13 protein-coding genes are annotated in these 14,017 nt (G+C 44.2%); 10 read left to right on the top strand and 3 right to left on the bottom strand.

The window, feature by feature from the left end; genetic code table 11:
* Window positions 1-54: 54 nt before the first annotated feature.
* Together BK049_RS04440 and BK049_RS04435 are read right to left on the bottom strand one after the other, a co-directional pair.
* On the bottom strand, window positions 55-1,059 hold the full coding sequence (locus BK049_RS04440; RefSeq protein WP_008355888.1) for an NADP-dependent oxidoreductase: 1,005 nt from the start codon (window positions 1,057-1,059) through the stop codon (window positions 55-57).
* Window positions 1,060-1,181: 122 nt separating this feature from the next.
* Window positions 1,182-1,559 (bottom strand): YfmB family protein, encoded by a 378-nt coding sequence (locus BK049_RS04435; RefSeq protein ID WP_034738324.1) that lies wholly within the window; start codon window positions 1,557-1,559, stop codon window positions 1,182-1,184.
* 221 nt (window positions 1,560-1,780) lie between these two features.
* Between BK049_RS04435 and BK049_RS04430 the strand changes: the two genes are divergently transcribed.
* The 10 genes from BK049_RS04430 to BK049_RS04380 all read left to right on the top strand — a co-directional run bounded on the left by BK049_RS04430 (window position 1,781) and on the right by BK049_RS04380 (window position 13,412).
* Window positions 1,781-2,128 (top strand): YflT domain-containing protein, encoded by a 348-nt coding sequence (locus BK049_RS04430; RefSeq protein ID WP_034738326.1) that lies wholly within the window; start codon window positions 1,781-1,783, stop codon window positions 2,126-2,128.
* An 81-nt stretch (window positions 2,129-2,209) separates the two neighbouring features.
* On the top strand, window positions 2,210-2,422 hold the full coding sequence (locus BK049_RS04425; protein WP_008355895.1) for a bifunctional 5-amino-6-(5-phosphoribosylamino)uracil reductase/diaminohydroxyphosphoribosylaminopyrimidine deaminase: 213 nt from the start codon (window positions 2,210-2,212) through the stop codon (window positions 2,420-2,422).
* Window positions 2,423-2,511: 89 nt separating this feature from the next.
* The gene (locus tag BK049_RS04420) at window positions 2,512-5,157 is read left to right on the top strand and encodes an exosporium glycoprotein BclB-related protein (protein ID WP_425304330.1); all 2,646 of its coding nucleotides are present in this window, start codon (window positions 2,512-2,514) and stop codon (window positions 5,155-5,157) included.
* Window positions 5,158-5,298: 141 nt separating this feature from the next.
* The gene (locus tag BK049_RS04415; protein WP_008361855.1) at window positions 5,299-6,894 is read left to right on the top strand and encodes a sensor histidine kinase; all 1,596 of its coding nucleotides are present in this window, start codon (window positions 5,299-5,301) and stop codon (window positions 6,892-6,894) included.
* A 3-nt stretch (window positions 6,895-6,897) separates the two neighbouring features.
* Window positions 6,898-7,596, top strand: coding sequence for a response regulator (locus BK049_RS04410; protein ID WP_008361856.1), 699 nt, complete (start codon window positions 6,898-6,900; stop codon window positions 7,594-7,596).
* A gap of 3 nt (window positions 7,597-7,599) precedes the next feature.
* A complete protein-coding gene (locus BK049_RS04405; protein ID WP_071167915.1) occupies window positions 7,600-8,577 on the top strand; it encodes a tripartite tricarboxylate transporter substrate binding protein in 978 nt (325 codons plus the stop codon).
* A gap of 190 nt (window positions 8,578-8,767) precedes the next feature.
* Entirely contained in the window at window positions 8,768-10,066 is a 1,299-nt protein-coding gene (gene citM / locus BK049_RS04400) for an Mg(2+)/citrate complex secondary transporter CitM (RefSeq protein ID WP_008361858.1), read from the top strand.
* Window positions 10,067-10,246: 180 nt separating this feature from the next.
* Window positions 10,247-11,878 carry a M14 family metallopeptidase gene (locus BK049_RS04390; protein ID WP_008361859.1) on the top strand — a complete coding sequence of 544 codons (1,632 nt, stop codon included), beginning with the start codon at window positions 10,247-10,249 and terminating at the stop codon, window positions 11,876-11,878.
* 17 nt (window positions 11,879-11,895) lie between these two features.
* Window positions 11,896-12,198 carry a virulence activator alpha C-terminal domain-containing protein gene (locus BK049_RS04385; protein WP_008361860.1) on the top strand — a complete coding sequence of 101 codons (303 nt, stop codon included), beginning with the start codon at window positions 11,896-11,898 and terminating at the stop codon, window positions 12,196-12,198.
* A gap of 104 nt (window positions 12,199-12,302) precedes the next feature.
* Window positions 12,303-13,412, top strand: a complete 1,110-nt coding sequence (locus BK049_RS04380; RefSeq protein WP_008361861.1) for a nitric oxide synthase oxygenase — start codon at window positions 12,303-12,305, stop codon at window positions 13,410-13,412.
* 216 nt (window positions 13,413-13,628) lie between these two features.
* Here the strand turns inward: BK049_RS04380 and BK049_RS04375 are convergent, their stop codons facing one another.
* Entirely contained in the window at window positions 13,629-13,901 is a 273-nt protein-coding gene (locus tag BK049_RS04375) for an acylphosphatase (RefSeq protein WP_034738815.1), read from the bottom strand.
* Window positions 13,902-14,017: the final 116 nt, after the last annotated feature.

The following is a 14,017-nucleotide window of genomic DNA, read 5'->3' as shown; positions in this document are numbered from 1 at the left end:
ACGCTGAAAAGAAGAAAAAGGGCTAAAATAAAGTTCATTTTAGCCCTTTTGGTGTTATGAAACTTTGACAAGCTGTTTTCCGACATTTTCCCCTTTGAATAGTCCAAGGAACGCATCAGGAATGTTGTCAAAACCTTCGATAATGGTTTCTTTGTAAGTCAGTTTGTCTTCTTTTATCCATTGAGCGAGATCCTTTGCCGCCTCTTCAAAACGATCAGCGTAGTTGGCAACAATGAAGCCTTGCATCAATGCGCTTGTTTTAATGAGTTTTGTTTGTACACGCGGTCCGATGTCTTTGCTAGGGCTAATATTATAAGAAGAAATAGCGCCGCAGACTGGAATACGGGCAAAGCGGTTCAAATGATTCATCACGGCATCAGAGATTTCGCCGCCAACATTGTCAAAATACACATCGACACCGTTTGGACAAGCTTTTGCAATGGCATCATCTAAATCGTTTGTTGTTTTATAATTAATGGTTTCATCAAAGCCGAGCTCTTTTAAATAAGCCAGCTTATCATCAGATCCGGCAATGCCAACGACGTGGGCGCCTTTGATTTTAGCGATCTGTCCGACAACGGAACCAACGGCACCAGCGGCTCCAGAGATGACAACGGTTTCGCCTTCTTTTGGCTGACCAATCGCAAGAAGTCCAAAATAGGCTGTTTGTCCAGGCATGCCTAAAATCCCTAAGTAATAAGATAACGGCGCAATAGATGGATCAATTTTTGTCAGAGACTCTGCTTTGGCCGTAGAGTATTCTTGCCAGCCAAGGAATCCAAGAACAAAGTCACCTTTTTTAAATTGAGGTGATTTGGACTCGATGACTTCTCCGACAACACCCCCCTGAATCACTTCATTGAGCTTGAACGGAGGTGTATAGGATTTTGTATCCTGCATTCGTCCCCTCATATAAGGATCTACAGACACATATTTCGTTTGAATCAAGACTTCACCATCTTGAGGTACTGGTATATCAACGGTTTCAAAATGAAAAACATCTTTTGTAGGTAACCCTTTTGGACGTTTTGCTAATTGAATTTGCTTTTGTTGACTCATGTCAAATCCTCCCTTTCACTTGCATCCTAGATCTACATTAACATGATTGCTTCTTTTCATTCAAAACATACGATCTTTTCAAAACACATACAAAAAAGCAGTCACCATCTAAAAGAAGGGGACTACTTTTTTTGAAGAGAGACAGAAAGGAGCGGCGGGAGAGAAACAAACAGCTGATACACGTCCGCATCACGTTCTTTTAACAAATATTCATTTGCATTTTGCATGGAGGCTTTCATCATATCGTGCGTCACAAAAGGAAAAAGGATATTCAAATATGAGGACAACAGGTCTTGTGGATCTTGTTCGATTGACTCGATATCTCCAATGTTAATAATAATCGAAAAGAGATAATCAATGCAGATGTGAAAGTGCTGTTCAGCAAACAATGTAAGCGGCTTTGCTTTTGATTCTTCAGGATGCCATTTTTGAAAAAGCTGTTTCACCAAATCACTGACAACCCATGCATTAAACTGCTGCTCAGCTGAAAAATAATACATCAGCTCCACCCCATTTCTAGCCTCCAGTATATGAATTGTACAACAAATCATGAGGAATGAACACGATAATTCAGAAAATTTAGTCATTTATGTGGGAATTTTGTCAAAAATAAGTCAATAGGCACAGTAAATACATGTCGCTAAATGGATGTGCAAGTGGAAGGTTTAATGACAAAAGTGACGGGTAAAAGATTCGTAAGACGTTAAAGGAGGAATATATAATGAAACCTGTTGTAAGAGAGTATTCAAATGATGAAACACTTCAAAGAGATGTAGAGCAACTAAAAGCACTCGGTGTTGCAAGAGAGGACATATATGTTCTGTCCCATGACGATGATCGAACAGAGCGTATTGCAAGCAATGCAGATGCAAATACGATAGGTCCAAAAGAAGTTGGACTTAAGCATGCTGTTGGAAATATCTTTAGTAAAAAGGGCGACGAGCTCCGTAATAAAATTCATGAAATAGGTTTCTCTAAAGAAGAAGCTGAGACATTTGAAGAGCATCTAGATGAAGGAAAAGTTCTTCTTTTTGTAACAGACCATGAAAAAGTGAAAAGCTGGGCATAAATGCCACTTAAAAAGCCTCTTACTTTTGTAAGGGGCTTTCAGTGTGACATCATTTCCTATCCATGCCGTTCAGAAGACATCATGAAGAAAGTGATTTCGAAATTGAATAGGAATGAATGGAGCTGTCAAGAAGGTGAGTGCGTCATTTTTAGAAGCAACACTTCTGTACAAAGTCATGACTTAGATGTCACCTTTATCGGAGGGGAAGATGCACCTTCTTACTTTGAAGGAGAAGGTGTGGAAAAACGAAAAGAGGCAATCCGTCCAGTAGAAGTTGAATATAGTATGGTATAAAAAGATTTCATGATGACGATGAGAGTTCAATGAAGAAAAGACCTTGTGCCTGAAGTGCAAGGTCTTTTCAAATTTTTTATAAAAATAAAATGGTACATACAATTTTCCACATGATGATGAATACGATGGATGGAGGTGATTCCGTGAGAAGGTGTAGACAATGCGGAGAGATGTACCCAACTCATACAGACCGCTACCAAAAAGGAAGCTGGTATGATGCGTATAAGGATGATCGCTGGGAATGTGATAGTTGTAAGAAAGGAAAGTCAAAAAAGCTAGTAAAAAATCCATGTTGCGGAAAAGATCCTTGTGTTTGTGTCATTCAAGGATCACATGGAGGAAGAGGAAGAAAAGGTCCAGCAGGTCCAGTTGGCCCAGTAGGTCCAGCGGGTCCAGCAGGTCCAACGGGCGTAGGTTTAACGGGCATCGTAGCATTTGATCAAGCGGCAGCCCCAACATATCCAATAGGTCAAGTAGTGACGTACGAAGGCAGTACGTATGTGGTGAATTCAATACCGCCAATCGGTACGCCGGATACGTCGTTGAATTATACGCTGTTAGCCGCTGCCGGTGCAACCGGTGTCACGGGAGACCCAGGCGCTACGGGTGCGACAGGAGCGACGGGAGTAGGTCTAGCTGGAGTCGTGCCGTTTGATGCGGCAGAAGCGCCAACATATCCAGAAGGTCAAGTAGTGACATATGAAGGTGGAACATATCTTGTGAATACAGCACCGCCAGCAGGCACACCAGATATATCACCAGACTATACGTTATTGGCCGCTGTAGGAGCCACCGGGGCAACAGGTGATACGGGAGCGACGGGAGTAGGTCTAGCTGGAGTCGTGCCGTTTGATGCAGCAGAAGCGCCAACATATCCAGAAGGTCAAGTAGTGACATATGAAGGTGGAACATACCTAGTCAATACAGCACCGCCAGCAGGCACACCAGATACATCACCAGATTATACATTATTGGCCGCTGTAGGAGCCACCGGGGCAACAGGTGATACGGGAGCGACGGGAGTAGGTCTAGCTGGAGTCGTGCCGTTTGATGCGGCAGAAGCGCCAACATATCCAATAGGTCAAGTAGTGACATATGAAGGTGGAACATACCTAGTCAATACAGCACCACCAGCAGGCACACCAGATACATCACCAGACTATACATTATTGGCAGCTGCAGGTGTGACAGGAACAACTGGCGCAACAGGTGATACAGGAGCGACGGGAGTAGGTCTAGCTGGAGTCGTGCCGTTTGATGCGGCAGAAGCGCCAACATATCCAATAGGTCAAGTAGTGACATATGAAGGTGGAACATACCTAGTCAATACAGCACCACCAGCAGGCACACCAGATACATCACCAGACTATACGTTATTGGCCGCTGTAGGAGCAACTGGGGCAACCGGCGCCACAGGAGCTACGGGTGCAACAGGAGATACCGGCGCCACGGGAGCAACAGGTGCAACCGGCGTCACAGGAGCAACCGGCACCGGCGCCACTGGTGCAACAGGAGAGACAGGTTCCACGGGAGCCACAGGTGCAACCGGAGATACAGGAGCCACAGGAGTAACCGGAGATACAGGAGCCACAGGAGTAACCGGAGATACAGGAGCCACAGGAGTAACCGGAGCCACAGGAGCCACAGGAGTAACCGGAGATACAGGAGCCACAGGAGCAACTGGTGTAACAGGAGATACAGGCGCCACAGGAGCAACTGGTGTAACAGGAGATACAGGAGCCACAGGAGCAACTGGTGTAACAGGAGATACAGGAGCCACAGGAGTAACCGGAGATACAGGAGCCACAGGAGCAACTGGTGTAACCGGAGATACAGGAGCCACAGGAGCAACTGGTGTAACAGGAGATACAGGAGCCACAGGAGCAACTGGTGTAACAGGAGATACAGGAGATACAGGCGCCACAGGAGCAACTGGTGTAACAGGAGATACAGGCGCCACGGGAGCAACTGGTGCAACCGGAGATACAGGCGCCACGGGAGCAACTGGTGCAACCGGAGATACAGGCGCCATGGGAGCAACTGGTGCAACCGGAGATACAGGCGCCACGGGAGCAACCGGCACCGGAGCAACTGGTGCAACCGGAGATACAGGCGCCACAGGAGCAACTGGTGCAACTGGAGATACAGGCGCCACAGGAGCAACTGGTGCAACCGGAGCCACAGGCGCCACAGGAGCTACAGGAGCTACAGGAGCAACCGGAGCAAGTGCAATTATTCCATTTGCATCTGGTACTCCGGCTGTTTTGACAACAATTGCTGGTGGTCTCGTTGGAACATCTAGCTTGGTCGGATTTGGCAGCTCAGCGACAGGTGTCACTATTGTAGGCGGGATCATTGATTTAACAGGTGCCGCAGGAACGTTATTAAACATGGCGTTCTCAGTTCCAAGGGATGGAACCATTACGTCTTTTGCCGGCTATTTTAGTACGACAGCAGGCCTTTCTTTAGTTGGCACGAGTATTACCGTTACGGCTAGTCTGTTTGCTTCACCGACACCAAATAACAGCTTTACTCAAGTAGCTAGCGTCACACTGGACCCAGCGTTAACCGGAATTTTAACGCTAGGTGCTATAGCAAACGGTATTGCAACTGGTCTAAATGTACCAGTCACATCGCAAACAAGATTGCTTGTTGTATTCTCTGCATCAGCTACAGGTCTTTCCTTAGTGAATACCGTAGCAGGCTATGCAAGTGCTGGTTTATCCATCACGTAAAAAACAAACAGGGATGACTCCATGCTGAGTCATCCTTTTTTGATTGAATGAATTTTCTCTTAACTTAGTGAGAAAAAATGATATGATTTTCTTAGAGTCTATTCTATGAATCTACTGAAATTAGGGGTTGTCGCGGTGAGGATGGGCAAAAGGAAAGTCACTTTACAAACGAAAATTTTGGGGTTAATTATCGGGCTTTTGCTTGTTGTCATTGCCTTATTGACGATTTGTTTCGGTTTTTTGCAAACATCAGAAAGGCAGAGACAAGCCGAACAGCTGGCAGTGCAAACCGCTAGAACGATATCCTATATGCCGCCCATTAAAACATCGGTGGCTACCGGAGCGTCCCAAAATGAAGAACAGGCAGTGCTTGAGCAGATGAGGGAGCAAGTAAGAGCACATGCTATCTTCATCACCAATCAAAAAGGAAAGGTCCTTTTTCATACGAATCATGAGGATGTAGGGGAAACCATCAGTGTATCTGAAGGAAGGAGCACCCTGCTATTTGGAGGAACCTCTATATCAACTGGTGATTCTGATGGTGAAACCGTCGTCAGAGGCAGTGCGCCGATTATGAAGGAAACAGGACAGCATGAAGAAATTATTGGCACAGTCACCGTCGAATTTTTAAAAAGAGACATTGACCAAGCGACAGCCCATCAATTATTCAAATTGAGTTATATCGCTCTTCTTGTTTTGCTGCCTGGCGTTTTTGGAGCTATTTTTTTAACAAGAAGTATTCGAAAAGATACATTAGGGCTTGAACCACATGAAATTGCCTCATTATATCGAGAAAGAGAAGCGATGCTGCACGCGATTAAAGAGGGCATTATTGCGTTTGACCGCAAAGGTGCAATTACAATGATGAATACGTCAGCCGAACAGATGCTACGCGTCTCTTCAACGCTGCCTCTTCATATTGATCAAGTGTTGCCAAATGCCAATCTTCTATCCTATCTAAAGATAGAGACGATTGAACCTAACATAGAAACCGTCGTCAATGATAAAACCTTTGTGTTAAATGTAAAAAAAGTGATGCAGGACAATCGAGTATTCGGGGGGATTGTGAGCTTCAGGGAGAAAACAGAGCTGACGAAGCTGCTGGATACATTAACAGAGGTAAGCCAATATTCAGAAGACCTAAGAGCACAAACACACGAATTTTCAAATAAGCTGTACGCCATTTTAGGCTTGCTTGAGCTGAAACAAGTGGATGAAGCCATTGACTTCATTAAAGAAGAATATACAATTCAAAATCGTCAGCACGATTTACTCATGAAGCAAATTCGCTCTCCAAAAATACAAGCCATTTTACTCGGCAAGTTAGGAAAGGCATCTGAGAAAAAGATTCATTTTCACATTGATGAAAACAGTTCATTGGAGCCGCTTCCCGCACATTTGAGTATATCTCACTTTATCACGATTATTGGCAATCTCGTAGACAATGCGTTTGAGGCTGTATTGAATAAGGAGAAGAGAGAAGTAGTCCTGTTCATCACAGATATTGGATTTGATATTATCATAGAGGTGTCTGATTCAGGGGATGGTGTCAATGAAGGAGCCATTTCACAACTTTTCACAAGAGGTCATTCATCAAAGGGAGAAGGGCGAGGCTTTGGACTTGCCAATGTCAAAGAGGTATTGGACGAACTTGGGGGCTGGATTGAAGTACAGAACCAAAAAGAAGGCGGTGCCATCTTCACTGTATACATACCGAAAGGCACAAAGGGGGAATAGATTGTGATGAAGGTACTCATTGCGGAGGATGATTTTCGAATCGCTGCCATTCATGAATCTTATATACAAAAGATAGAAGGCTTTCAAGTCGCCGCAAAGGCAAAGAGTGCAAAGGATATGTGGGAGGCACTTCAAAAAGAACAGGTGGATCTGATTTTGCTTGATGTGTATATGCCTGATGAGCTTGGCACTCACCTTTTGCCGCTTTTAAGAGAGCGCCATCCTGAAGTGGATGTGATCATTATCACGGCTGCAACGGAAACGAAGCTGCTAAGAGACGCCCTTCATTATGGCGTGGTTCATTATTTAATCAAACCGGTGACAGCTCAAAAATTCACGCAGGTCTTAACCGAATATAAAGAAAAGAAAGACTTGATTAACTCAAAGGATGAAGTCAATCAAACGATGATTGATCTGTTTTTTGGGCAGATGCAGGAAGAACCAAAACAAAAGGATGACCGCGACCTGCCAACAGGCATTAATTCACTCACCTTGGAGAAAGTGAAAACATTGATGGCATCAGAGAATAGCGGGATTACAGCGGAAGAACTCGGAGAAAAAATGGGCGCATCACGCACAACAGCGAGACGATACGTAGAGTATCTTGTCACAACGGGAGAATGCCGAGCAGAGCTTGCGTATGGAATCATTGGCAGACCAGAACGTAAATATTATCCTGCCAAAAAGCAATTGGAGTCATAAAAGATGAAAAAAGGAATCCTTCTCCTCATCATGACCTGCCTTTGTATGACGCTCACCTTTAATGAAAAAACAGCAAAAGATTCTTTCCTGCAAAACAGCCCATTATACATTGTGGTATCAGGTGTACCTGACGGCGGATTTGACCAAACGGCCCAAGTGATGAAATCCGTGCTAGAACAAGAAAAGCTGGTGAAGCAGCCTGTGAATATCCTTTATCAAAGAGGCGGTACGGTCGATAAAGGATGGACCTACATGATGGAGCGAGAGGCCAATTATATTAGTTTAAATTCAAGCCTATTATTAAGCCGTAATTTGCTTGGCAGCAGTAACGTGACCATGAATGATGTGACCCCGCTCGCCATTCTTGCAGAGGAGTGGCAAGTCGTCGCAGTGCCTGTTGATTCTCCTTTCTCAAGTGGGAAAGAGCTGTTAAACGCACTAAAGAAAAAACCGGATTCCTTAAAAATTGGGTTTGCCCCGGACTTTGGGAATGATGATCAAATCTCATTCGCGCGGGCTGCCGAAATGGCAGGAATTGATCCATATCGCATTCAATTTTTGAAGTTTGACAGTGCAGATGATTTATTTCAGGCACTCATTGCTCATGAAGTGGATGCAGCAACGACAACCATTACAGAGGTTCGCCATGATTATGAAAAGAAAAGGCTAAAGCTCGTCGCGACCACAACGAATCAGCGTTTAGAGGGATTTAAAGATGTACCTACTTGGAAAGAGCAGGGAATCCCGCTCACCTTTTCTCATTGGCGTGGTGTGATGGGACCAAAGCAAATGAATCAGCACGACATTCGTGAATGGGATCAGCTTCTTCAAAAAATGACACAAACCAAGTCATGGAAAAAGCAGTTGAAACAAAAAGGCTGGACAGGCCGGTATATGAACAGTAAAGAAGCAAAGGTCTTTATGGAAGATCAATTAAGACGTTATGAACAGTTCATACAAGGAGAAAAAGCGGTCAGGTGAGGCCGCTTTTTTTCATGGAATCAACGAACGGCAACAATTGCACAAAATGAACAAAAAGCATTTATCGACCGAAAAAGAATTAAAATTCATAATATTTACTTCAATTCAGGCGTCAGATATCATGACAGAAAGGGTTGGAAATGGGATACCAATATTAATGAAAGCGTATACAAAATAAGGGGTGAACAACGTGTTAGCGATCTTAGGATTTCTTATGATGATTGTATTTATGGTATTGATTATGACAAAACGTATGTCTGTTTTAACGGCATTGGTATTAACACCGATTGCATTTGCTCTTATTGCAGGTTTTCATTTTACAGAAATTTCAGACATGATTGTGAAAGGCGTCCAGCAAGTTGCACCTACGGCGGTCATGATCATGTTTGCCATTTTGTACTTCGGGATTATGATTGATGCGGGTTTATTTGATCCAATGGTGGCGAAAATTTTAAAAATTGTCAAAGGCGATCCATTAAAAATTGTTGTCGGGACAGCGGTGCTGACGATGCTTGTCGCGCTCGACGGAGATGGAACCACAACGTATATGATTACAACAACAGCCATGCTTCCGTTATTTACACTGCTTGGCATTCGGCCAATTATTCTAGCAGGTATTGCGGGTGTTGGAATGGGGATTATGAATACGATCCCATGGGGAGGAGCAACACCTAGAGCGGCGAGTGCTCTTGGCGTCGATCCATCACTATTATTTGGGCCGATGATTCCAGTCATTGGTGCAGGGATTCTCAGTATGGTCGTAGTTGCTTACTTTCTTGGAAAAGCCGAAAGAAAACGCCTTGGTGTGATTGAGCTCGACCAGCCGATTCATGCAAATGAAATGGCAGCGGCCCTGCAAGATGACATCAAACGCCCAAAACTTTGGTGGTTTAACCTGACACTGACTTTATTATTGGTCCTATTGCTTGTATCAGGAAAAGTCAGCTTAACGGTTCTGTTTGTTCTTGCTTTCTGTGTCGCCATTATCGTGAACTATCCGAATTTAGAGCAGCAACGTGAGCGGATTGCGGCTCATTCAACAAACGTTTTAGCCATTGCTTCAATGATCTTTGCGGCCGGTGTTTTTACAGGCATCTTAACTGGGACGAAAATGGTCGATGAAATGGCGATTTCGATTGTATCGGCTATTCCAGAACAGCTTGGCGGATTTATTCCAGTCATTGTCGCGTTAACAAGCGGGATATTTACGTTCTTTATGCCGAATGATGCATATTTTTACGGGGTACTGCCGATCCTATCAGAAACAGCGGCGGCATACGGTGTCGATAAAATTGAGATTGCGAGAGCATCTATTATTGGTCAGCCGATTCATATGTTAAGTCCACTTGTTCCATCGACTCATTTACTTGTTGGACTTGTTGGGGTATCACTGGATCAGCATCAGAAATTTGGGATGAAATGGGCTGTACTTGCAGTCGTCGCCATGACGGTTATGGCGGTTCTCATTGGAGCCATTTCTATCTGGTAATGAGAAGAGTGTCTGCTGCCATGCAGGCACTCTTTTTTAGGTCCTATTGCTGGGTGAGATCCATTCATTTGCCCTATATAAAGGGCTGTTTGATTCCTCCAAAAGTTATATTTTTGAAAAATGCTGACACTTTTGCTGTTTTTTTCTTTATAATGCAAATCAACGAAGGGAGAGGATAGCATGTCCAAACAAAAAGGCGCGATTCTTTCTGCTGCTGTATGCCTCATGGCAGGAAGTTTGTCAATGGTGACCCCAGTTTCAGCGAATGCAGATACCCCTTATTATGGAAAAAATTATGAACAGCCAGCCTCGGTTCAGAAGCTGTATCCTGAGCCGGACGAAACGTTCGATACCCCTGCTTTTCAGAAAAAAGGAGAAGCATTTACCACACAAGAAGAGCTTCAAGATTTCTTACGTGACATTGTCAGTAAAAGTCCTTATGCTACGCAGAAACAGATTGGAACATCCATTGAAGGCAGATCCATTCCAGCTATCTACTTTACAAAGGATCGTCACATCTCTCCACTGTCAAAAAAGCCAACGATCTGGCTGCAAGCACAAATACACGGAAATGAACCAGCCTCCGGTGAATCAGCTCTTGTCATCGCCAAACGACTAGCAGGTGATGAGGGGGAGCGTATACTTAGCCATGTGAACGTCATCATTGTCCCAAGAATCAATCCAGATGGTTCTTATGCATTTGACCGCAGGCTTGCAAACGGAATGGATGGCAACCGTGATCACATGACACTAGAATCTCCAGAACTGATAGCCCTGCATGAAGAATTTAATCGTTATGCGCCAGAGGTGGTCATTGATGCTCATGAATATGATGTAGGTCAAAAGCAGTTTGAAGATATTGGCCCATCAGGTGCGCTGAAATATCACGATCTGCTCATATTATCAGGTAAGAATTTGAACATCCCTGAAAGCATTCGTTTAACATCAAATGAATTATACGTCAACGGAGTGCGTGAGACGCTGACGAATAAAGGGTTTTCTAACGATTTATATTATACAAACACAAGAGGGAAGGATGGAAAGATCGACCTTTATGAAGGCGGAACCGATGCACGGATTGGCCGAAATGCTCTTGCACTCTCACCAGCCCTATCGTTTCTTGTAGAAAGCAGGGGGATTGGAATTGGCAGAGAGAACTTTACCCGGCGCGTCGCAGCACAGGTCATTACGCATGAAAAAATCATTGGGACAACGGTGAAGCATGCCAAGCAGGTGAAGCAGCAAATGGTGACGGAGCGGCTGAAACTGGTGAAAAAAGGTCTTCAACCAAATGATGATGATCAAGTGGTCATACAAGATGATTTCAAGGCTCCTGTGAACGATTCGCTGGAAATGGTGGATATTGAAAAAGGACAGACCACCAATGTCCCTGTACGTTTTCATAGTGCGAGTGATGCAGTTCCTGTACTGACAAGAGAACGGCCGACAGCTTATCTCATTCTCCCAGGACATGAAGGGGTAGAGAGAAAGCTCAGAACTTTAGGGTTAAAAAGTGTGACATTGCCTGTTGGCATGAAAGTACCGGTACAAGCCTATCAGGTGACAAAACGAGAGGAAAAGAGCTCAACCGATATTCAGCTTGAAACGAGACTCGTTGAAAAGAAACGTCAGCTGCCAAAAGGAACGAAGGTGTATGTGACTGCACAGCCAGAGACCAATTTATTGTCACTTGCCCTTGAACCAGAATCAAAGGACAGCTATATGACATCAGGATTTATCGCTTCAAAAACAGGCGATGAACTGCCAGTCTATCGGTTCTTGCTTCATCAGAAGACGCTAGGGATTCAATAAAAAGGGGTTACCTCTCTGTGAACAAGCTAAAAGCGGCACAATGCGTGCCGCTTTTTCTATTTTCGTCCAGCTCTTATTTCATCTATGGACAAAACAGAAGCGGCCAGCCTGTTTGCTCATCAGTGCTAGAGCGAACGAAGAAAGTAGAGATGCTGGAACAGAAGCTGAACGCTTTAACAGAGGAAGACCCATCTGCCCAATCGCTACATTCAGTACAATTCGGGCATTATTTAGTGCTGTCAAGAGCCATTGAAAGGGAAAAAGGGTATGTTCGCTGGCTCCAAAAGACCCTTGAGATCATTGATTCATTCATTGTCTAAGGACAATTGTCGGATGATATGATAAAAAATGGGTTGAAACAAGTGAATTTATTAAAGGAAACCGCTACAATGGATATATTCGTATTAAAGTGAGGCGAGTATGTTTGAGTAACCAAGAAGTGTTGTGGAATGAAGCAGAAGCTTTTATTTCTTTATGCTATGAAGAATTAGGCAAGTCAAATGAAGAAAAAGCAGCACGTCTGCATGAAATAAAAAAAGAAATAGAGTCTGAAGGCATTTATACTCATACGCCGGAAGAATTATCTCATGGGGCGAAAATGGCATGGCGCAATAGCAACCGCTGCATTGGCCGTTTGTTTTGGTCAACGCTGCATGTTCATGACTGCCGGCATGTGAAGACAGCAGATGAGGTGAAAGAGGCACTCTTTCATCATATTGAGTATGCGACAAATGGCGGGAAAATCAAACCGTCCATTACAATCTTTCCACCAGAGAATAAGGGACGTAAGGAAGTCGTTATCTATAATCATCAGCTCATTCGCTATGCGGGATATGAGACGGAATATGGCATCATTGGGGACGAGGCATCACTTGAATTAACCAAGTTATGTGAAGCCCATGGCTGGAAAGGAGAGGGTACACATTTTGATCTTCTGCCTCTTATGTTTCAGCTAAAGGATCAGCCGCCCGTTCTGTATGAGCTTCCGAAAGAAATCGTCCAAGAAGTCGAGATCACCCATCCTGAATATGATGGATTTCGTGATTTAGGACTGAAATGGTATGCTGTGCCGATTATTTCTGATATGAAGTTAGAAATTGGCGGCATTCATTACAACGCCGCACCGTTTAACGGCTGGTATATGGGCACAGAAATTGGTGCACGTAATCTAGCTGATGAAAATCGCTACAATATGTTGAAAAAAGTCGCTTCTATTTTAGGACTGGACACGACAAAGAATGTGTCGCTTTGGAAGGACAAAGCCATTGTTGAATTGAATGTGGCGGTTCTTCACTCCTATCGTGAGGCAGGGGTGACCATTGTGGATCACCATACAGCAGCCCATCAATTCAAGCAGTTTGAAAAACAGGAAGAAAAGGCCGACCGCAAACTGACAGGTGACTGGACATGGCTCATTCCGCCAGTCTCACCTGCTGCTACGCATATCTTCCATCGCGGCTACGACAATACGATTGTGAAACCGAATTACTTTTATCAGGACAAGCCTTATCATGAAACAGAACCTAGCGAATAGCTAGGTTCAGATTGTTGACAAAGGGCTAAAATGAACTTTATTTTAGCCCTTTGTCTTCTTTTCAGCGTGACATGAAAACCTTTGCAGTCTAGGAAGGACGAGTACCGGCACGCAGGACTGACACCGAATGCGAGGGTTTGTCTACACGCTGAACTAGCGAATAGCTAGGTTTTTTTGTTATAACTGCTTTATTTGATCATCAGAAAGAGTCACTAGCTACCCTCTTATCCGAAAATCCTGATAATGGGCTAACTCGGTGAGCGGCTCTATCTGCATATCTGTCACTTTTGAAAAACGGCTTCCTTTTCGGACGGCTTCTAAAAAGTCATTTACCTCTTGCGGCTCACCTTCGACTTTCAACTCGACATGACCTTCATCTGTGTTGCGCACCCAGCCTTTCATCCCTCGATTCATGGCTTCTGCTTGGACAAAATAACGAAACCCGACTCCTTGCACCCGACCTTTTACAATGGCATGATAATGAATCAATGTCATCTCTCCTTTTTCCTCATCGTACCATAGCCATCGTCTGACCTTCACGAACCGACTATGCTTTGACTGTCAAAGCATGTAAAATAAAAGCAATCAGACAATCAAAGGAGATG

Source organism: Bacillus xiamenensis, from assembly GCF_001857925.1.
GTDB lineage: Bacteria > Bacillota > Bacilli > Bacillales > Bacillaceae > Bacillus > Bacillus xiamenensis.
The sequence above is the reverse complement of the archived record's forward strand: the minus strand, read 5'-3'. Positions and strand labels throughout refer to the sequence as shown.

What these genes read in the sequence shown, in the direction of transcription:
- BK049_RS04390 (WP_008361859.1), top strand. Translation starts at nt 10,247, where the DNA reads ATGTCCAAACAAAAAGGCGCGATTCTTTCTGCTGCTGTATGCCTCATG.
- BK049_RS04440 (WP_008355888.1), bottom strand. Translation starts at nt 1,059, where the DNA reads ATGAGTCAACAAAAGCAAATTCAATTAGCAAAACGTCCAAAAGGGTTA.
- BK049_RS04435 (WP_034738324.1), bottom strand. Translation starts at nt 1,559, where the DNA reads ATGTATTATTTTTCAGCTGAGCAGCAGTTTAATGCATGGGTTGTCAGT.
- BK049_RS04415 (WP_008361855.1), top strand. Translation starts at nt 5,299, where the DNA reads ATGGGCAAAAGGAAAGTCACTTTACAAACGAAAATTTTGGGGTTAATT.
- BK049_RS04430 (WP_034738326.1), top strand. Translation starts at nt 1,781, where the DNA reads ATGAAACCTGTTGTAAGAGAGTATTCAAATGATGAAACACTTCAAAGA.
- BK049_RS04405 (WP_071167915.1), top strand. Translation starts at nt 7,600, where the DNA reads ATGAAAAAAGGAATCCTTCTCCTCATCATGACCTGCCTTTGTATGACG.
- BK049_RS04425 (WP_008355895.1), top strand. Translation starts at nt 2,210, where the DNA reads ATGAAGAAAGTGATTTCGAAATTGAATAGGAATGAATGGAGCTGTCAA.
- BK049_RS04420 (WP_425304330.1), top strand. Translation starts at nt 2,512, where the DNA reads ATGGTACATACAATTTTCCACATGATGATGAATACGATGGATGGAGGT.